The organism is Nonomuraea sp. 10N515B (genome assembly GCF_052245915.1).
GTDB lineage: Bacteria > Actinomycetota > Actinomycetes > Streptosporangiales > Streptosporangiaceae > Nonomuraea.
On record NZ_JBQQBQ010000012.1, the window covers coordinates 273,154 to 292,162 of the forward strand.

Genomic DNA, 19,009 nt, shown 5'->3' on the forward strand with positions numbered 1-19,009 from the left:
CCCCCGGCGTCAAGGAATCTGGCCAGCAAGAAGAAGGGTAAAGGTGCCACCGGCCCCGGCAGCGCCTACCTGGCCCGGGTCCTGGGCGAGGCGGCCGTGGCCACTGGCCGGGCCGAGATCTTCCTCGTCGAGCACTACCGTCGCATCGCCCATCGCCGCGGCAACAAGAAAGCTACCGTCGCTGTCAGCAGCTCCATCCTGACCATCATCTGGCACTTGCTCTCCGACCCCACGGCCCGCTTCATCGACCGCGGCACCGGCTTCTACGACAACCGTCTCGATCCCGAACGCGAGAAACGCCGCCACACCCGCCGGCTCCAAGCCCTCGGCTGCAGCGTCACTGTCGAACCCGCCAACTGATCCCGCATCACCTCGAAACGCCCGCGCCTGCTGGCCTCCGCTGCCGCCTGTCCACTGAACGACGGATCTTTGGATCAGCTGCGGGACCATGTGGAGACGTGTCCCTCCGCAGAGAACTACGCGTCGGCGCCCATATCGTGAACCACCAGCGTCGCCGTCCTGCCAACTGGGAAATCGGCTGGTACAGCAAACAGGGAGGGAACATGGCCATGTCTTTGCAGCGGGAACAGCAGACCCGCGGCGCAGTGGAACACCCGAGATAGCTGTCCCGTCGTTGATCTTGGTCAGAGTCGTTCGACGTTGGGTCCCCGGCACCGGTTGCGCGTGTCGAAGATGAACGGGCTCACCTGCTCGATCATCTCGTAGTCGAAGCAGTCGTGGTCGGTGAGAATGACGACGGCGTCAGCCTGCTCGAATTCTTGGCGGCTCGCCTCGACGATCTCGATATTCGGTGAAGCCAAGAAACCTTTCACGTACGGGTCGGCGGCTCGTACTCGGGCCCCCAGCTTGCAGAGAGACTTGGCGACCTCGATCGCGGGGGATTCGCGGCAGTCTCCTGCGTTCTTCTTGTAGGCGAGTCCGAGCAGGAGCAGTCGGCTGCCCTTGATCGGCTTGGCTCGTCTGTTGAGGGCCAGCGCCAGCCGCCGTACGACGTGGTCTGGCATGCTCCTGTTGATGTCGTTGGCCAGCTCGACGAACCGGAAGTTGTGTCCCAGACCCCGCTTCACCGCCCATGACAGGTAGGAGGGGTCGATGGGCAGGCAGTGCCCGCCGACGCCGGGGCCCGGCGTAAAGCGCATGAAGCCGAACGGTTTGGTGGAGGCGGCGTCGATCGCCTCCCAGACGTCGATCCCGAGTTGCTGCGCGAAGATGGACAGCTCGTTCACCAGAGCGATGTTGACGTGCCTGAAGGTGTTCTCTAGGAGCTTGCACAGCTCCGCCACCTGGGGAGAGGAGACGGGAACGACGTCCCGGACGATTTGCCGGTAGAACACCTCGATCTTCTTCTGCGAATACTCGTCGATGCCCGACACGACCTTCGGCGTGTTCTCCAGACGCCATCGGGAGTTGCCCGGATCGATGCGTTCCGGGCTGTAGCCGAGGAAGAAGTCATCGGGCGCGCGCAGCCCGGAGCCCTTCTCCAGGATCGGGCGAAGATACTCCTCGGTGGTGCCGGGATAGGTGGTGGACTCCAGGACCACTGTGGCCCCTCGCTGAATCAGCGGCGCGATGGAACGGCCGGCTGAGGCGATATGACGCAGATCCGGAGCGCTCTCACACAGGGGGGTCGGCACGGTGATCAGGCAGATGTCGAACTCCTTGGCGTCGGCGTAATCGGCGCTGGCCATGTAGCAGCCGGCGCGCAGCGCGGCCTTCACCTGGTCGTCGCTGATGTCCTCGACGTAGGACTCACCGGCGCTCAGCCGCTTGACCCGCCACTCGTCCACGTCGATCCCCACGACGTCGAACCCCGCCTCGACTCCGCGCATTGCCAGTGGCAGGCCAACATAACCCTGTCCGATGACTACCAGTTTCTCTCTCATTTCCGGACCCCCGTCACTTAGAGTGAGATGTGACTAACTGTAAGCGCTCGGTGCCCCCATATCACCCATTTCAGTGCACCCGTGGCGTGGCGTGTCGTGCCGTCGCCGCTCCTACGGGTTTTGGGGCCTTAGGCCCGGGAGTATGAGAGAAATGTCAAGGAATGGGGGAATCCTCCAGCGAGCCACGGCTACAGCGTCGAGCTGCAGTGCGCGCGCGCCAACGGCATGCCACGGCCCGCCAGTACGTCCCGCCGTGGCGGTCTGGCCTGCCCGCCGCACCATCACCGCATGGGCGTCCGGCGGTCCGGCAGACGGTCCGCTGGTTCTTGCGCAACCCCGCCAACCTCGATCGCGCTGAGCAACGCCGGCTCGACGAGCTGTGCGTGCCGGCCCTTAGTCAGGCGCCTCCTTCGTCACCGGCCTGCACGTGACCGGGACGCCGTCACCGCCGGCCGCGCACTGCCGTACAACTCCGGCACCGTCGAAGGTCACCGCCATGGCCGGACGTGCGGCCAGGCAGGGACCCGTGCGGTTGCCCATCGCAATGCGACCGGAGCAGGTCACGTGCGCCGGTACGGCAGGGACTCTCCGACTGTGGGTGGAACTCACCCAGAGGCAAAGAAATTCTCCGTTCTGGGCATGGCGCGGCAGAAAGCACGCACCTCACCGGATATTGCCAGCGCACCATAGCCGTGAAGGGCACGGCATTGGCGGGCCCACGGCCACGAGCGATCAGGGGATTAAATGGACACACAGGCAGCCGTGGAGCCAACCCAGACCAGCGCCGTCCTCCAGGGTGCCACCAGGCAGGTGACCGTTGACACCGTGCTCTATGAAGGACGTGACGCTCCCAGTTGGGTGCATGCGTTCCTCGATGACTTCTTCCCGCCTTGGATGATGACGATCGTGGATACCGCCCAGGTGAGGCCCATCGCCATGGCCGGGAAGGTAAGCCGAATCCACCTCCACAGGATGAACATCAGGGGCGGGGGCGCGGCGCTGAAGGCAGCCTGGCGGGACAGCCTTGCCGACATCCCGCCTTCATGGATGTCGATCTCTCCGTTGAACTCAGCGCCGACGAACTGGATTGAGGACCTCGGCCCATGACCCCGTGGTGAGCACGGCCATCTACGACCGCAAAAGGTCTGGCCAGAGTCGCCTGGTGGATCTCACAGGCATGACCCAGATGGACGTGGCCGATTGGCCGAGCTCGCACCGACGACTTCGGATTCGGTGGTGACTGGGCCGCGAAAGCACCTCGGCGAGACCCTCCGCAGATAGCGGAGCGGAACGCCCAGCGGCGATTGGCAGCCTCCTGGAGGTCGGCGCTCGTGCCTGCCTATTTCCTGCTCTCCTGCTCCGTTTCATGGCATTTGGCCTAGGCCTCCTGCCATTCAAAGAAATGACGATTCACATATGGACACAGCAGAGAACCACCATGGCGTACTCGAACGGCAAGAGCTGGCCAGGGATGCCTGGCGGCTATACGCGGGCGCGCCCATCGCGCTCCGACTCAAGCAGCGGCTCCGCGTGCTGGTCTGCCCGTTCGAGGAGGCGCTCAGCATGGTTCCGGAGGGCTCCAGCGTGCTCGACCTCGGCTGCGGGTCAGGATTGTGGCTCGGGCTCCTGGCGGCCCATGGCAGGCGGATCGAGGGACACGGGTTCGACTCCTGCTCGGTCGCGATCGGGTTGGCGAACGGGATGGCAGAGCGGCTCGGTGACACCGGCTCAACGCTGTTGTTCGAATGCCGTGACGCCCGCTCCCCGTGGCCGGATCGCACCTATGACGTGGTCCACATGCAGGACGTCATCCACCACGTGCCGGTTCCTGCGCAGCGGATGGTGTTCGACAATGCCTGCGCGTCCGTCCGGGTGGGGGGTGTGTACATCTACAGGGACATGAGTGCCCGGCCATTGTGGCGGAACGCGGCTAGCCGCCTGCACGATGTGATCGTTGCCAGGGAGTGGATCCATCCCGTTCCCATCGCGACTGTGGAGGGATGGGCGATGGAGAACGGGCTCGAACGGGAGGTCGCTAAGACTGTGCATCGCGTCGTGTATGCGCAGGACATGCGTGTCTTCCGCAAGACGCGGTAGGGCACCACACAGGGGTCCTCTTCCATCTTCATAGTCGGCGAGCAGGTGGGGTGTCCTGACGGCTTCAGGCCGATGGTCGACGTGAGAGGACGGTTCTCGATGTCCCTTTCGTCGCTGGGATCGGGTGATGCGGGCTGGTCGGAGGCTCGTTACCGGTTCACGGGCGCGGCTGAGCGAACAGGCCTTGCTCGTCTCGACGAGAATGCCGCGGCTGAAAGTGGTTGAGCTTGGAGCGGATGTTCTCGGTGTTCTTCGGCACGATGAGCAGGTCCAGGGCCAGACAGAGGTCACGTGTCTGCAGGGTCGGCCGGTGTCGGTGGCTACGGCGAGTATCTGCAGCCGCCCTGCTGCGACAGGACAGCGGCGGTGGTCCCTCACCTCCGCTCGAACAGCGAGCGCCTCAACGGCACGCACTTGGGCAAGCACAAGGAGCACGACCTCAAAGCCGTTCGGATCTGGGGCATCCTGCGCCGCTGCAGGCCATCGGCCTGTTCATGCTTGCCGACAAGCGTTACGTCGGCCGCGGTTGGATCTGCCGCTCAGGGACATCCTCAAATCGGGCGCGGCGTGGTGAATACATCCTTTCCGAATATTCGTTGTTACCTTGGGCAGACACCGGCAAAGCTATCGCCAGGAACAGGATGTTGACCCCTCATTCGGAGCCGTTCCCAGTCAGAATTGCGCACATGAATGAGGTCCCCACGCCCGCAGGTCCTTCGTCGATTCAAACCGAATGTCAGAAAGCCATTCGGCCGAATCGCCTGTCACTACACGAGAAGCGTGCCGGCCGACGCTGGAGGGAACGAAAAATAGCGATATCGGGGTGGCTGCCCGCAGCGGCGGTGACGACCTTTATCGCGGCGGTGCTCGTCTTTTATGACGTTTCCGTCCTGGACATCGTTGCTTTTGCAGCCTATCTGATATTTGGTTTGGCGCTTCCTGGCACGTTGCTCATTCGTGCCACGTACGGCGGGAAAAGGACCTTGGCGGAAGAGGTCGCGCTCGGAACCGCGTTGGGATACGCCATAGAGGTGCTCGCCTATATTCCCGCACGCGCGATCGGACTGCCTCTCCTAGTGATCGTTTGGCCGGTCGTCACGTATGCGTTGTTCCTGGCGGTGCCTGGGCTGCGCCGGCATTGGAAGGGCAAGCGTCACCTGAAGGCCCCCGCATGGTGGTCGTGGTCCATGGCCCTCATCATCGCCTACATGATCGCTCTCAGTGCGGTCACCTTTTACCGGACCTTCGATGTCGCCCGCCCGGAACTTTGGGGCCATAGTGCCGACCGGACTTTTCACCTGGCATTGCTCGGTGAGCTGAGACATCATTTCCCACCGACATTCCCTTTCGTCGCCGGTGAACCTCTGCACTACCACTGGTTCGTTCACGCGCATTTGGCGGCGGCGAGCTGGGTCACCGGAGTGGAACCGATGGTTCTGCTCCTGCGGCTAGGCATGCTGCCGATGCTGGCCGTGCTGCTCATACTTGTGGCGATGACGGGGCGGCGCCTGACCCGTTCCTGGACAGGAGCGCTGCTCGCCGTCGCCGGAACTCTCTTTTTGCGGACACCGAATCTCTATCAAGGCCCCAACTGGGGGTTCACCTATGGCGGAATTCAGGACGTCACGTGGGGTAGCCCCAGCCAGACCTTCGGCGCCCTCCTGTTCGCCCCGGTGGTCCTTCTCACTTTGGACCTTGTCCGGCGCGCACGCTCGGGTCTTGTCAAGTGGCTCCTATTGGGAATCTTTCTAATCGCGATCATAGGGGCCAAGGCCATATTTCTACCCTTGCTCTTCGCGGGACTGATGGCCGTGATCGTGGTCGAGGTCGTCAAAAGACGTCCGATGCCCTGGGCTGCGTTGGCCATCCTGCTGATGACCGCTCTATGTCTGCTCTTTTCGCACCTCGTGCTGTTCGGCCAGGTGAAGTTGGGGATGGTCTTCGCTCCTCTCGCTCACATGCGTGTGACCTGGTTGCAGCTGACCAACAGTGAGCCCGCGCTGGTCGCGCTACTCGGTCTCGCGATGGTGTATCTGCTGTGCTGGACCTTGGCCTGGTCAGGGATCGCGGGACTGGCCAGTCGGCCGGGGTTGTTGACCAGCCCCGGTGTGACCCTCATGCTCGGCATCGGTGCCGCAGGGCTCGGCGTGGTGCTGATGTTCGGCCATCCCGGGCATGGCGAGCTCTATTTTTTGATGGGCGCCCTTCCCTACCTGACCATCGTCGCGGTCTATGGCCTGCTCCTCGCCCTGTCGCGCGCGAATTTGCCGCACGGGACGACCTTCGCGGCCATCGTCGGAGCCGGGGCGGCCTTCGTGCTGCCTGTCCTCTTCGCAGTCGGCGTCCCTTTGGGACCGGGCAAATCGGAGGCCGACCTATTCAGGCCGTACGTCATCTTCGCGATCATTGCCGTCCTGGTGATCGCCTACCTGGCGGTATCCATGGGTTGGGTTCGCGCCGGGGCAGTGGCGATCGTCTCGTTCATGGCCATGAGCCTGCCTGTCGAGATATACGAGCGCCTCGCCGTCATTGGTGTGCCCGTTAGGGACGGAGCTCTCCGTTTGCCGAACGCCCCCGAGGAGACGCAGGCGATGCCCTCAACCGCCTTGACCGCGCTACGGTGGCTGCGCGCGAAGTCACGGCCGGACGAGCTGATCGCGACGAACGCGCACTGCGACTGGCGGCTGGAGGCTCCGTGCAACCACGTCCGACTTTGGGTGTCTGCGTTCACCGAGCGCCGTGTCCTCCTCGAGGGGTGGGGGTACACACCGCGGGGACAGCAAAGCTGGCAACCGGGACGGAATATCGATCCTCAGTTCTGGGATCCTCGCCGGTTCGAGGCGAACAGGCAAGCGTTCGAAGCACCGTCAAGGGCCACTGTCCGTCATCTGCAAAAGCATTACGGAGTGACCTGGCTGTTTGTCGACGAACGCAGAATGGGCCCGGGCTCAAAGATGGAGGACGTCGCCCCGCTCATGTTCCGCTCCAGTAACTACTCCGTGTACCGGATACCGGGCGACAGCCGCGACTAGAAATAGTCCGCCAGTAATACGGGTCGGGGTCATGCTGCGTCAGCAAGGGCCGGGTTCTGTGATCGAACGGGAAACACGGGGCGCGTGGATCAACGCCCGGCTTCAGGATGGAAACCCTCAATGATCTCCAGCTGCCGCTTGACAACTATCTTGGAGCATCGAGGCAACTCGAATAGGGGCGCACCCTGGAACAGGGCGGACGGAACGATGATCGATCTCCGCCGAGCCGGCGATCTACCGGTCGGTTGCGGGTAAGACCTCCGCAAGGGCTTCCCAACACGCGGCGGCAGTGTGCGCGTCAACGGTCCCACCGGTGTTCACTTGCGACTGTGAGCACAACCAGGTTGAGAACTGTTCCCTTCAACAGGCCGCATGTCTCGGCGAACGAGCTGGGTTACGTCGCGGAGGTTGTGCGACATGGAAAAACGGCCGGGGACGGCCCCTTCACGCATCGGGCCACCCGGCTCCTTAGCGAGATGACCGGGGCGGGCCAGGTTCTCCTCACCACCTCCTGTACGCATGCCCTTGAAATGTCGGCGATTCTGCTTGATCTCCGGTCCGGCGACGAGGTGATCATGCCGTCGTACACATTCATGTCGACGGCCAATGCGTATGCGCTGCGGGGGGCGGTACCCGTGTTCGTCGACTGCAGGCCGGACACGCTGAACATAGACGAGCGGCTCATCGAGGCGGCCATCACCGATCGCACGCGCGCCATCGTGGTCGTTCATTACGCTGGCGTCGGTTGCGCGATGGAGATCATCGGCGAGGTTGCCAAGAGGTACGGTCTTGCCCTGATCGAGGACAACGCGCACGGCTTGGGTGGTTCCTACCACGGGAAGCCTCTGGGGTCGTTCGGCTCCATAGCTGCTCAGAGTTTTCACGAAACCAAGAACGTTCAGTGCGGAGAAGGCGGCGCGCTGCTCCTCAACGATCCAGCGCTGGTCGTGCGAGCTGAGATCGTGCGGGAGAAGGGCACTGATCGCAGCCGCTTCTTCCGGGGCCAGGTGGACAAATATCGTTGGCTCGACATCGGTTCGAGCTACTTGCCGTCCGACGTGCTGGCGGCACTACTCATGGCGCAGTTGGAATCGTTCGACAAGATCCAGCTGCGCCGTCACGCCGTATGGCAGGCGTATCATGATGGCTTGGCTGACTGGGCGGCGAGCAATGGGATTCCACAGCCCATGATTCCGGACGGCTGCAAGCACCCGGCTCACCTGTACTATCTTCTGCTCCCCGATCTACAGAATCGCCAGGCGTTCATCGCTCACCTGGCCAAGCGAGGCGTGCAGGCGGCTTTCCACTACCAGCCCCTGCACTCAGCGCCCGCTGGGATGCGGCACGGGCGGCAGGCCCCCGGGGGCTGCGCCGTCACGGAGCAGATCGCCGATCGGCTGGTCCGGTTGCCGCTCTTCGCTGATCTGGATGAGCACGACGTGGCACACGTCATTGACGCCGCCCGGACATACAAGCTGAGCTGATTGCGCAGCGCACGGTGATAGGGGCGAATGCCATGCGAGCCCAGGCGTCCCCACTCGAGTCCGCCCGATTCGGGTATTCGGTGGAGCGACTGACTGTTGTCGATGAGACGAGATTCTCTTTTCCGGCCGTCCGCGAAGCCATCATGGGCTCGGCTGCAGACGTCATCGTCCTGCGATATCCAGCGGAATATGTCGGATGGTTCGCGAAGCTGGCCATGCTCGACAGGGCAGCCGTATTCGCCGATACTCTGGTGTATTGGCGCTTGCCCGCGGGAGAAGGCCGCCCACCGGAACCGGAAGGGGATATACGCGCTACCGAATTGACCAGTGTAGCCATGGTCAGAGCGCTTATTTCCGAGATATTCGCGAGATATGGAAATCATTATCTGGCGAATCCTCTCCTCGGTGCCGCCGCGGCTCTGGAGGGCTATCAGGAATGGGCATTGAGATCGACCGCTGCTGGGAAGTGCCTGGCGCTGACTGACGACTCCCGCGTCTGCGGCATCGCCACGCTGGAGGAGGACGAATCAACGACGGAGATTCTGCTGGCCGGTGTCGTCCCCGCGGTACAAGGGCGTGGGCTTTACGCTCACTTGCTGAGAGCGGTTGAGGATCGCGCGCTCGGGCGTGGTGCGGCAGAAGTTGTCATCTCCACCCAGGGGCACAACACACGGGTGCAGCGCGCCTGGACGAGGTACGGGTTCGTGCCAGTACAGACCCTGCTCACCGTTCACCTGATCCGGCGACCACTCCTGCACGGGGGCGGAGCATAGCGCCGTCTGGCGGTCGATGAACTTCCACGGAGCCGGACGACCCCACGCGCTGACAGACCAAATAGGCCGGCCGTCCCATGCCGCTGCCATGAATGCGACCGATGTATTCTCCGAGCACACCGATGGCCGTCAACTGCGCCGATGAGAACAACGCCACCATTGAGGCAATCGTGGTGTACCCGGCCACCGTGGTGTCGCCCCTTGCGAATCGCCACAGCACAATGCCGCCCAAGAGCAGTCCCAAAACGCCGACGAGGAATCCTAGATAGCTCGCCGCGCGCAGGGGAGCGGCGCTATAGCCGAGGAGCATATTAGCCGCATGCCGAAGCAGAAGGCGTGGTGTGTAATTGGACCGCCCATCGACGCGTTTGTTCATCCGCACCTCGACTGAGCCGACTTGCGTGGTGGCCCATGAGAGGGCCACGTCGACGCACACGTGGGGTCCGGCCAGTTCTTTGAAGCCGTCGCGCAGGTGCGTGCGGAAGGCCCTGAAGGCGCTAATCGTCCGTGCGCTTCGAATTCCCAGTGCGCGGGCCATGCACGCCTTGACCGTCCTGGAGGCGAGGCTGCGGAGAAAACCGTGCTCCTCGTCGTGCGGGACGCCGTACACCAGGTCGAGGTGATCGCCTTCGATGGCGGCCAACAGGAGGGGAATCTGTTCGGGCAGATGTTGCAGATCGTCGTCCATCGTGACGACCACTTGAAATGCCGCCTCTCTTATTCCGGCGACCAGAGCATTGTGTTGCCCATAGTTACGCGACAGCAGGATTGCGCGAACAGGCCCTGCCTGGTGGGCCAACTCTTCGGCGACCTTCCACGTATCGTCTGGACTCCCGTCGACGACAAGGATCACCTCATGCGGAACGGACAGATCATGTAGGACGGATGTGAGTCTGTTCACTAGTGTCGGAAGAGTACGCGCAGAGCGATAACATGGTATGACCACAGACACCGACATTTGGTCCCTCGATTATCAGCGTTAGCTTTTAAGTGTCGACTCATATTGTGCTTGTGTATCGCCGCCTTGCTCGTGGATCTGATCGCCCCTGGCGCAGATCGGCCGCCTTTGTCGGGCGATGACTCCCGACCTGTGGGCCGATGCCGTCTGTCGGATCGACCGAACGCCATGGATTCCCATTATTGTCGGATTTGTCGGAATTTCAATCGTCCTGGTTCTGGCTCTTATCATCATCACGATGTTGCTGATAGGCCATGTGACACGCCGTCCGGGAATATGTCGTAATCGTGGAAAAGTCTGGTCACGGCAAGGCGCGTAACAATTTTGAACAAAGCGCTGAGTGGCGGAAGGCTCCACGTTGGAGTTCTTCGGCACGATCGAGTGGATGGTGGTCACTACCGCCATGCGCTCTTCGCGGAAGGACTCAGCAGACGATGAAGGCGCTCGTTCTGGCGGGTGGTAAGGGGACACGGCTTCGCCCGCTGACCCATACATCAGCGAAGCAACTGGTTCCCGTTGCGAATAAGCCTGTCCTCTACTACGGGCTCGAGGCCATACGGGACGCGGGCATCACCAGCGTGGGCATCATCATCGGCGATACGGGAGCCGAGGTTCGGGCTGCCGTCGGCAACGGCTCACGCTTCGGCCTCCACGTGACCTACATTCCCCAGGAAGCACCGCTGGGTCTGGCGCACTGCGTGTTGATCGCCAGAGACTTCTTGGCGGACGAGCCTTTCGTGATGTACCTGGGCGACAATTTCCTGATCGGCGGGATCGCTGACCTTGTCGATGCCTTTCGCATGGCGAACTACGACGCCCAGATCCTGCTCACCAAGGTCACCGAACCCCAGTTCTACGGCGTCGCCGAACTCGGCCCGGAGGGGAAGATCCTCCGGCTGGAGGAGAAGCCCGAGCGCCCACGCAGCGATCTTGCGATTGTCGGCGTCTACACCTTTTCACCGGCCATCCACCAAGCGGTCCGAGCGATCATGCCCTCTGCGCGCGGCGAGCTGGAGATCACGGACGCGATCAAATGGCTCATTGACAACGGCTTCAGCGTCCACTCCCACCTCGTCACCGGCTACTGGAAGGACACGGGGCGACTCGAGGACATGCTGGAGTGCAACCGCATCGTGCTGGAGAGGATCGCTCCGGGAGTCCGGGGAATGGTGGACACGCGTTCCGAAGTCACCGGCAATGTGATCATCGAGGCCGGGGCATCGGTGGAGAGATCGGTGATCCGCGGACCTGCGGTCATAGGTGCCGGGACCAAGGTCAGCAGCTCATATGTCGGTCCCTACACTTCGATCGCGGAGAACTGCCTGCTGCAGGACGCAGAGGTGGAATATGCCATCGTGCTGAAGGACTCCACCATTAAGGGGGTGTCCCGGCTCACGTACTCGTTGATTGGGCGGAACGTCGAGGTCACCCGGGCAGAGGGAGTTCCCAACACGCATCAACTGATGCTGGGCGACCACAGCAAGGTGCAGGTGCGGGCATGAGAATCCTCGTGGCAGGCGGTGCGGGATTCATCGGCTCCCACTACGTGCGGTCGCTGATAGCCGGCCGCTACGCCGGCTTCGAGGACGCACATGTGACCGTGCTGGACAAACTCACGTATGCCGGCAACCTCGCGAATCTGCGTCCGGTCACTGGGCACTCGCGCTTCTCCTTCGTCCACGGGGACATCACCGACGCCCAACTCCTCGCCGAGGTGCTGCCAGGTCACGACGTCCTACTCAATTTCGCGGCGGAGACTCACGTTGATCGGTCGATAGCCGGTCCCGGAGATTTCGTGGTCACCAATGTGTACGGCACGCAACAGCTTCTGCAGGCGGCTTTGGACACCGACGTCCGTACGGTGATCCAGGTGTCCACAGACGAGGTATACGGATCCATCGATGACGGATCCTGCGTCGAATCCGAGCCGCTCCTGCCCAACTCCCCGTATGCGGCTTCCAAAGCCGGAGGGGACCTGCTCTGCCGCGCGTACCACCAGACCTATGGGCTTGATGTCCGGGTGACCCGCTGTTCCAACAACTACGGCCCCTATCAGTACCCCGAGAAGATCATCCCGCTCTTCATCACTCGCTTGATCGACAGACGGAGCGTTCCTCTGTATGGGGACGGCCAATATGCCCGCGAATGGCTCCATGTTGAGGACCACTGCCGTGCGGTCCAGTTGGTCCTGGCCAAGGGTGCCGGTGGCGAGGTTTATAACGTCGGGGGCGGGATCGAGCTGACCAACTGGCAGCTCACATATCGGCTGCTCGCCGCCTGCGACATGGACTGGAGCATGGTGGAGAACGTGCCGGACAGGCTTGGACACGACCGACGCTACTCAGTCGACAGCAGCAAAATCCAGGGGCTCGGCTTCGAACCCCTGGTCACCTTCGACGAAGGTCTAGCTGAAGTCGTGCAGTGGTACCGCGACAACCAGGCATGGTGGCGTCGCTTGACCTAGGGGGACCATGGAAGCCACGGAGATTCGTCGCACGGTCGAGTTGGAGGACCGGCATTGGTGGTATCGCGAGCGGCGCGCCATTCTCGCGCGTGAGCTGCGCCGCCTCGGCACACCGGGCAGGGCTCTCGACGTAGGTGCCGCAGGGGGCGGCAACACGCGGGTGCTGGTTCAGCACGGATGGGACGCGTTGGTCGCGGATTACTCGGAAACAGCGGTGGAACTCGCTCGCGGACGTGGGCTGAAGGCGATCCACGCTGACGCACGTGATTTGCCGTTGCCCGATGGATCATTCGATCTCGTCCTCGCCCTCGATGTGCTCGAGCACATCGAGGAGGACGGCCGAGCGGCTCGAGAGCTCCTGCGCGTGCTTCGGCCCGGTGGAACGGCGCTGATCTCCGTACCCTGCGACATGACGCTCTGGTCGGCGCATGATGTGGCGTCAGGCCATGTCCGCCGCTACACATACGACGGCCTGTACGCACTGTTGACGGCGCAGGGCTTGACCATCGATCGGGTCTGGAGCTGGAACGTATTGCTCCGGCCCGTCGTCGCCCGGCGGCGAAAACACACCTCCGGGTCCGATGTCATGGAGACACCGCGCCTGGTCAATCTGGGACTCACAGCAGTGATCATGCTGGAAAGGTACCTGCCGGTGAAGTCTCTGCCCGGCGTCTCACTGATCGCACGAGCACACCGACCGCGCCAATAAACGGATCCTTTCATGCTTTGGCGAATCTGATCGACAAGTAGAAGAGCCGCTGGTAGCGGGGTTATCGACCATGGTCGATTATTAGTCAAGTCGGGCATGCCCAGACCGCACGTTTGACAAGCCCGACGAACCGCCATACCTGGCGCGACGACGACGTAACGCGAATTATCGCCGACACCGCACATGTCAGGGCTCTCCCAATTATGTGCATCGCAGTTTCGCGCGGTGCGTCCATTACTCTTTGAGTGCATTAGTCGCGGCGCAAGGACGAGCTGGACGCGTCCATGAAGTTCGAAGGAATTTGCTCAAATGACGAGTAGCCGTCTCATGAATCGACTGCGCCGGGAACGAGAGTTCAGTGGCATGAGGCCGGATGGCTCCGCCGCCGCTCCTCTTGAATCACTTCTGTTCACCGTCGTTCGTAAACCGATCGTCTTCGCCGTCGCCATCGCTGTGTTCTTGCGTTCGGCAGCCATGCTTGGCTATCCGCGAGCGTTCTGGTTTGGAGATTCAGGCAGCTACGTGGCCCACTCGCTGCAACTCTTGCCCAACCCCGCGAAGCCTCTAGGTTATTCAATATTTCTCCGAACTCTCCTGCCCTTTCATAGCAATGTGCTCGTAGCGGCGATCCAACATGTCATGGGGCTTGGTATCGGGATCATGGTTTATGCCCTGCTCCGTCGATGGCAGGTGCGCCCGATGCTGGCGGCGGCCGCTGCTCTTCCCGTTTTCCTTGATCCTCGCCAACTCTTGATCGAGCATTCCTTGCTCAGCGAGACGCTGTTCACCTTCTGTCTGACAGGGGCTGTCGTCGTCACCCTATGGCGGCGTCGACTTACAGTGCCGACAGCAGTATTGGCAGGACTCCTTATCGCCGCCGCCGCGCTCACCAGATCGATAGGTATGCCCCTTGTGGTCGTGTACTTGGCGCTCCTACTGGTGCAGCGAGTCAGGTTCCGCACGCTGCTCGCGGCCATAGCGAGTTGCCTCACGCCGCTCTTGGCCTATGGTCTGTGGTTTCAGGTACACCACGGCTGGCTCACCGTCGGCGCGAACAACGGGCTGATCCTCTGGTCGCGCACTATGTCGTTCGCCGACTGCGCAGAGATACGGCCCCCGGCCGATCTCGCACCACTCTGCCCGCCGAAATCGTACCAAGCCGCAGGCGCCTGGCCATGGAACCTGTTGCTGCATCCGAAGGATCCTGGATCCTACGAATGGGGGCCTAATGCCTGGTATTACCATACGAGTAGCCCTCCGTTCGGCCCGGAGAACAATTCCCTCGCACGACGGTTCGCACTGCACGCCATCGCTGCCCAGCCTGTGGACTACACTCTGGTAGTGGTGCGCGACTTGGCCCGGGCCTTTGCCATGAGCGACCCCCCGGTGGACAACGATTCCGTCTTTCTATTCTCAGTTGCAAAATACATGGGAGTCCAACCGCGGGCGGTGGACATGGCGGCAATGTATGGATACGGAGATACGGTCCTCGGAATCGATCGTTTCCAGATGTTCCTCGAACGGTATCAGTATTGGGTATTTCTGCCTGGGCTTGGCCTGTTCGCTGTGATGGCGGCACCCATGGTGCTTGCAGTCCGCTATAGACGTCTGCCGGCTCCGTCGGTGATGCCATGGACAATAGCGGTTGCACTCGTGGTGCTCGCGGTAGCTACGGGCTGGCCCGAATACCGTTATCTTCTACCCGCATTCCCCCTGGCCTGCATGGCGCTGGCCCTCACCATGGCCCACGGCAAAGCGCGGCGCACCGCCACTAATAGTGACACGACGCCCGTCATTGGCACTCGGACGGAGGCGGCCTCGTAGGGCATCTGCTCTGCGCACAAGGCCCCACCGCATTCCGACTGTGCGCAGCTTGCCGTCGGTATCCCGTTCACCTGGATCAGCCCCTGGGCCTGATTGCGACTGTTCCCAGAACCCGTTGATGGGCATGGATGAAGAAGGCTCAACGCCTGAATGCGTCAACATTCAGGCCGAGGGCAGGTCGTGACCTTCCGGATGGGTATGTGACCGTCCGCTATTTTGGTCAGCGGGGTGGATGGCGCTGTGATTGTCCCCATCTGTGTTGGGCAGTGCGGTCCCGGCGGCGCGTCGGCGATGTTCACGACGATGTCCAATGGCGGGAGCGTTGTTGGGTTGTCCGAGGTTCAGGCGCTTACCAGGTGCCGGCCAAGACGGTTGACGATCCGGCCCGCACAGCAACTGAATGCGTTGCGTGCCGGGCTACTTGATGCCGCTTATCACGTATAGTCCGCGGTGACGTTCGATCGATACCTTGGACAAACCGACTTCCTTCGTCCACCGCTGCAGACGCCTACGTGTCTGTGGCCGCTCGTATCGTGGCGCGAACCAGTCAAAGGTGTCAAGCACTGACCAATCTCGCATGGCCTTCTTGTTGGGCAGGTTAAGATGCCGATGATTCGCGACGGGAACCAAGCGGGCCAGATACGCTCCTACACGGGGTATTGCAGTGAGCATCATGGAAAGCGGGAGGAGCTTCGGCGCAATTTTCTGGACGATCCCGTAGAGCCGCGCGGGAGGAATACGCTTGGTCACTGGGCGTAGGAGATGCCGGGGATGAAGATAGGCAATCGGTGCCGCGTACACGTCGATGCAGAAACGGCCACCCGGGCGCACGTAACGGAAGAGTGTCTTGAAGGTACGCTCGACGTCTGGTGTGTGCTGGATCACGCCGAAACAAATCAAGTAATCGAAGGACTCTTCAGGGAGCGGCAAGTCGTAAATACTGGCCTGTAGCAGGCGCAGGTTGGAGAAGCGACTATTCGAGGCGGCGTTCGCGTGGACCGCGCTGGAGATGTCGAACGACGTCACGATGGCGCCGGTCTCGCAGAGTACCTCGGTGAAGCGCCCGGCGCCGCTACCGCATTCAAGCACGGTCTTTCCACGCAACTCCTCTGCGGTCCAACCGCTGGCATTCATGACCCGATCACGGGAGATCGGCATGCCGGAGTAGGAGTCGAGTTGAGTCAGCCGGTGTCGGTTCCACTGGTAACCGAATCCTTCGGCGTAGCTTTCCTGCGGGACGAATCTCGGGATTTCGTCGTCGATGGGGTACGTGCTCGCGCATGCCTGGCATGCGAGTTCGCCGTGGAGGAGGCGGAGCGCGGCATGGCAGCGGAGGCAGCGCAGCATCGAGTACCACGGATTCTCTGGATCACTGCCGACAGGCGTGGGTTTCGACAGAGTCATTCGACTGACCGTTCAGTAGATGGAGAAGGATGACGATGTGTCGGGGGCATGACCCTTCGATGGCTCGCTACTACAGAGCGTGATCGACCCGACACGAGTATCGCAGAGGCGGGCCTTCGCGGCTTCGTGCGACACACCCTTTGTCTGTCTTGACCATGAGGGTCCGATCGGACACGCTGAGTAGCGACTCGGTGTCGATGAGTGCCCATGGGAGCTGTCGTGGTAGCGCTTCGGAGAGTTGCCCTCCTCATTAACGAATTGCAGCGGATGGGGGGCACGGAGGTTCAGCTGTGCTTACTGGCTCGTGCGCTACGGCACAGTGGCATGGATACCCACGTGATCCTCCTGCAGGAGGGTGGGGCTCATGCACCGGCATTGCGTTCGGCCGGGATCGAGGTGCATGAGTTGCGGCTCGGCTCCTTCGCGTCTCGGCCGGAGGCCCTAGCCAAAGGGCTGAAGGGTGGTATCAGCCTGGTCCGGCTGTTGCGGCGGCTCAAGCCTCAGGTGTTCCATGCGTTTCTGTATGCGAGTTACGTGCTGGGGGCTCCTGCCGCCCGCCTGGCGGGGGTTCCGGTGGTGGTCGCCGGCCGACGTAGTCAGAGCTTTTTCAAACAGGGGCGCAGGTGGGTGTTCGCCGTGGAAAGGTGGGCGACTCGCATCACGGATCACGTCATCGCCAATGCCGTTGCGGTCATGGAAGACGCACGCATTGTGGAGGGTGTGCCGGGACGGAAGCTGAGCGTCATCTACAACGGTCTTCCGGCATCAGCGTTCGAGCGGATCACGCCCGAGCCGATCGAGACCTCTCTCCCCGTGGTTGTATGCGTGGCCAATCTCTTGCCGGTAAAGGGGCATCGTTTCCTCATCGAGGCCGCATCGATGCTCTCGTTGAAGGATCGGCCCTGCACTCTGGTGTTCGTCGGCGACGGACCCGAGCGTGGAAGCCTGGAGAGGTACGCGTCCGATCTCAAGGTCGACGTGCGGGTCATGGGATCTCGCACCGACGTCAGACCATTCCTTGCCCGCTCGGACGTGGCCGTTCTTCCTTCGCTCAACGAAGGCCTGAGTAATGCGATCATGGAGGCCATGGCCGCTGGACGACCGGTCGTCGCCACCGCGGTGGGAGGCACGCCCGAGCTTCTGGATGGCCGCGGCGTCCTTGTTCCTCCCTCCGATCCCGTGGCCTTGGCGGATGCCGTATACCGTCTCCTTGACGATTCGGAGCTGGCTCACTCGCTAGCGGCTGCGGCGGGTGCCTGGGCCCGCAAGAACCTCGACGGGACCATCCTTGTTGAGGAGCACTTGAAGCTGTACCAGCGACTCTTGAACGACCGATGCGGCCGGTAGGTCATGCGTTTGTACTGGTCACGGACCCTGCTGGTTAACTCGTCTCAGGCTGCGAGAGCGAGTTCTTCCAGTTCGAGGCGGGCCAGGTGGCCAGTGCGGGTCCGGTCGAGCGGATGCCCGTTCCACCAGGCGTCCAGACGAATGAGGTTGAGCGCCACGGAGGAGAAGACGTGTTCGAGGTGGACCTTCGCCAGTCCTCGGTAGCGGGCCGGGCGAACCCCGGCGACCGCGACGGCCTGGCGCATGGTGCCCTCGACTCCGGCGCGGAGCTTGTATTTGTCCTGCCAGTGCCTGCTGGCCCGATCGATGCGGGCCTGGTCAAGAGCTTCTTGGAGTGGGCGGGCGCGGATGGTGAGCTGGCGTCCCCCCTTGGTGGCCGAGGTGCACAAGGAGCGAACCGGACACGGCCGGCAGGCCTCGCCGCTGAACTTGACCACGATCGCCTCGGTACCGCGCTGGGTGCACCGGCTCCACGAGGAACTCGCCTGTCCTTGCGGGCAGGCGACCTGTTCGGCGTCCCAGTCGATGGTGAACGCCGAACGGTCGTAGCCGGCGGCGGCGCGGGCTTGCGATGAGTGATCAAGCAGAACCGGGGTGATGAGCGCGATCCCGAACCTCTGGCGGGCACTCACGAGGAGTTCCGCGGACGGGTAACCGGAATCGAGGTAGTGCTCGCCGGGCAGCAGCCCACGTGCCGCGAGCATCTGATGGATCTTCTCGGTCATCTGGCTGTCGGGCACCGTCGCGTCCGTGGTGGCCACGTTCGTGATCAGGTTGGGCGGCACGATGCTCTCGCCGTTCGTGTCGCCGTTCGCCTCAGCGGTGGTGTGGCAGGTCTCGCTGATGTGCAACTTGTAGCCGTTCCAGAAGAAGTCCTCGCCCTTGGGTGTCAACGGTCACTGAGTTCTCCCCGTAGGCGGCCTGGAGTTCTCCCCGCTGGCGGCCACGAAGGTCTCCCCAACGGCGGCCATTTATCTCCCCACCGTTGGTGCCGGTCTGGTTAGCTGAAGGGC

The 19,009-nt window shown here is 62.4% G+C and carries 15 protein-coding genes; 11 read left to right on the forward strand and 4 right to left on the reverse strand.

Features of this window, described 5'->3' with window-relative positions; genetic code table 11:
- Window positions 1-96 precede the first annotated feature (96 nt).
- The gene (locus tag ACTWQA_RS20825; protein ID WP_443160816.1) at window positions 97-360 is read left to right on the forward strand and encodes a hypothetical protein; all 264 of its coding nucleotides are present in this window, start codon (window positions 97-99) and stop codon (window positions 358-360) included.
- A 284-nt stretch (window positions 361-644) separates the two neighbouring features.
- Here ACTWQA_RS20825 and ACTWQA_RS20830 read toward each other — a convergent pair whose 3' ends face one another.
- Window positions 645-1,904: a nucleotide sugar dehydrogenase gene (locus tag ACTWQA_RS20830; protein ID WP_443160817.1), complete on the reverse strand. Its 1,260-nt coding sequence runs from the start codon at window positions 1,902-1,904 to the stop codon at window positions 645-647.
- Window positions 1,905-2,714: 810 nt separating this feature from the next.
- On the opposite strand from ACTWQA_RS20830, the gene ACTWQA_RS20835 reads away from it, so the two are divergent.
- The 5 genes from ACTWQA_RS20835 (at window position 2,715) to ACTWQA_RS20855 (ending at window position 9,290) form a co-directional block, all read left to right on the forward strand.
- A complete protein-coding gene (locus ACTWQA_RS20835; protein ID WP_443160818.1) occupies window positions 2,715-3,011 on the forward strand; it encodes a hypothetical protein in 297 nt (98 codons plus the stop codon).
- Window positions 3,012-3,320: 309 nt separating this feature from the next.
- Entirely contained in the window at window positions 3,321-4,001 is a 681-nt protein-coding gene (locus ACTWQA_RS20840; RefSeq protein WP_443160819.1) for a class I SAM-dependent methyltransferase, read from the forward strand.
- 686 nt (window positions 4,002-4,687) lie between these two features.
- The gene (locus ACTWQA_RS20845; RefSeq protein ID WP_443160820.1) at window positions 4,688-7,033 is read left to right on the forward strand and encodes a hypothetical protein; all 2,346 of its coding nucleotides are present in this window, start codon (window positions 4,688-4,690) and stop codon (window positions 7,031-7,033) included.
- A gap of 329 nt (window positions 7,034-7,362) precedes the next feature.
- Window positions 7,363-8,517: a dTDP-4-amino-4,6-dideoxygalactose transaminase gene (gene rffA / locus ACTWQA_RS20850; RefSeq protein WP_443160821.1), complete on the forward strand. Its 1,155-nt coding sequence runs from the start codon at window positions 7,363-7,365 to the stop codon at window positions 8,515-8,517.
- 80 nt (window positions 8,518-8,597) lie between these two features.
- Window positions 8,598-9,290 (forward strand): GNAT family N-acetyltransferase, encoded by a 693-nt coding sequence (locus tag ACTWQA_RS20855; RefSeq protein WP_443160822.1) that lies wholly within the window; start codon window positions 8,598-8,600, stop codon window positions 9,288-9,290.
- Here ACTWQA_RS20855 and ACTWQA_RS20860 read toward each other — a convergent pair.
- A complete protein-coding gene (locus tag ACTWQA_RS20860; protein WP_443160823.1) occupies window positions 9,241-10,248 on the reverse strand; it encodes a glycosyltransferase family 2 protein in 1,008 nt (335 codons plus the stop codon). The two genes, ACTWQA_RS20855 and ACTWQA_RS20860, sit on opposite strands and share 50 nt — an antisense overlap.
- A gap of 434 nt (window positions 10,249-10,682) precedes the next feature.
- Here ACTWQA_RS20860 and ACTWQA_RS20865 point away from each other — a divergent pair, with 434 nt between their 5' ends.
- The 4 genes from ACTWQA_RS20865 to ACTWQA_RS20880 all read left to right on the forward strand — a co-directional run bounded on the left by ACTWQA_RS20865 (window position 10,683) and on the right by ACTWQA_RS20880 (window position 15,245).
- On the forward strand, window positions 10,683-11,750 hold the full coding sequence (locus ACTWQA_RS20865; protein WP_443160824.1) for a glucose-1-phosphate thymidylyltransferase: 1,068 nt from the start codon (window positions 10,683-10,685) through the stop codon (window positions 11,748-11,750).
- Window positions 11,747-12,712, forward strand: a complete 966-nt coding sequence (gene rfbB, locus ACTWQA_RS20870) for a dTDP-glucose 4,6-dehydratase (protein WP_443160825.1) — start codon at window positions 11,747-11,749, stop codon at window positions 12,710-12,712. Before ACTWQA_RS20865 ends, rfbB begins: the two co-directional genes overlap by 4 nt.
- Window positions 12,713-12,719: 7 nt before the next feature.
- On the forward strand, window positions 12,720-13,421 hold the full coding sequence (locus ACTWQA_RS20875) for a class I SAM-dependent methyltransferase (RefSeq protein WP_443160826.1): 702 nt from the start codon (window positions 12,720-12,722) through the stop codon (window positions 13,419-13,421).
- A 327-nt stretch (window positions 13,422-13,748) separates the two neighbouring features.
- Window positions 13,749-15,245: a hypothetical protein gene (locus tag ACTWQA_RS20880; RefSeq protein ID WP_443160827.1), complete on the forward strand. Its 1,497-nt coding sequence runs from the start codon at window positions 13,749-13,751 to the stop codon at window positions 15,243-15,245.
- Window positions 15,246-15,662: 417 nt separating this feature from the next.
- Here ACTWQA_RS20880 and ACTWQA_RS20885 read toward each other — a convergent pair whose 3' ends face one another.
- Window positions 15,663-16,649, reverse strand: a complete 987-nt coding sequence (locus tag ACTWQA_RS20885) for a class I SAM-dependent methyltransferase (RefSeq protein ID WP_443160828.1) — start codon at window positions 16,647-16,649, stop codon at window positions 15,663-15,665.
- Window positions 16,650-16,916: 267 nt separating this feature from the next.
- Between ACTWQA_RS20885 and ACTWQA_RS20890 the strand changes: the two genes are divergently transcribed.
- Entirely contained in the window at window positions 16,917-17,996 is a 1,080-nt protein-coding gene (locus ACTWQA_RS20890) for a glycosyltransferase (protein ID WP_443160839.1), read from the forward strand.
- 44 nt (window positions 17,997-18,040) lie between these two features.
- Here ACTWQA_RS20890 and ACTWQA_RS20895 read toward each other — a convergent pair whose 3' ends face one another.
- Entirely contained in the window at window positions 18,041-18,889 is an 849-nt protein-coding gene (locus ACTWQA_RS20895) for a transposase (protein WP_443160829.1), read from the reverse strand.
- Window positions 18,890-19,009 lie beyond the last annotated feature (120 nt).

Coding starts and splice junctions, on each gene's coding strand:
- ACTWQA_RS20865 (WP_443160824.1), top strand. CDS start 10,683: ATGAAGGCGCTCGTTCTGGCGGGTGGTAAGGGGACACGGCTTCGCCCG.
- ACTWQA_RS20830 (WP_443160817.1), bottom strand. CDS start 1,904: ATGAGAGAGAAACTGGTAGTCATCGGACAGGGTTATGTTGGCCTGCCA.
- ACTWQA_RS20880 (WP_443160827.1), top strand. CDS start 13,749: ATGAATCGACTGCGCCGGGAACGAGAGTTCAGTGGCATGAGGCCGGAT.
- ACTWQA_RS20885 (WP_443160828.1), bottom strand. CDS start 16,649: ATGACTCTGTCGAAACCCACGCCTGTCGGCAGTGATCCAGAGAATCCG.
- ACTWQA_RS20890 (WP_443160839.1), top strand. CDS start 16,917: ATGGGGGGCACGGAGGTTCAGCTGTGCTTACTGGCTCGTGCGCTACGG.
- ACTWQA_RS20860 (WP_443160823.1), bottom strand. CDS start 10,248: ATGTCGGTGTCTGTGGTCATACCATGTTATCGCTCTGCGCGTACTCTT.
- ACTWQA_RS20875 (WP_443160826.1), top strand. CDS start 12,720: ATGGAAGCCACGGAGATTCGTCGCACGGTCGAGTTGGAGGACCGGCAT.
- rfbB (WP_443160825.1), top strand. CDS start 11,747: ATGAGAATCCTCGTGGCAGGCGGTGCGGGATTCATCGGCTCCCACTAC.
- ACTWQA_RS20845 (WP_443160820.1), top strand. CDS start 4,688: ATGAATGAGGTCCCCACGCCCGCAGGTCCTTCGTCGATTCAAACCGAA.
- ACTWQA_RS20840 (WP_443160819.1), top strand. CDS start 3,321: ATGGACACAGCAGAGAACCACCATGGCGTACTCGAACGGCAAGAGCTG.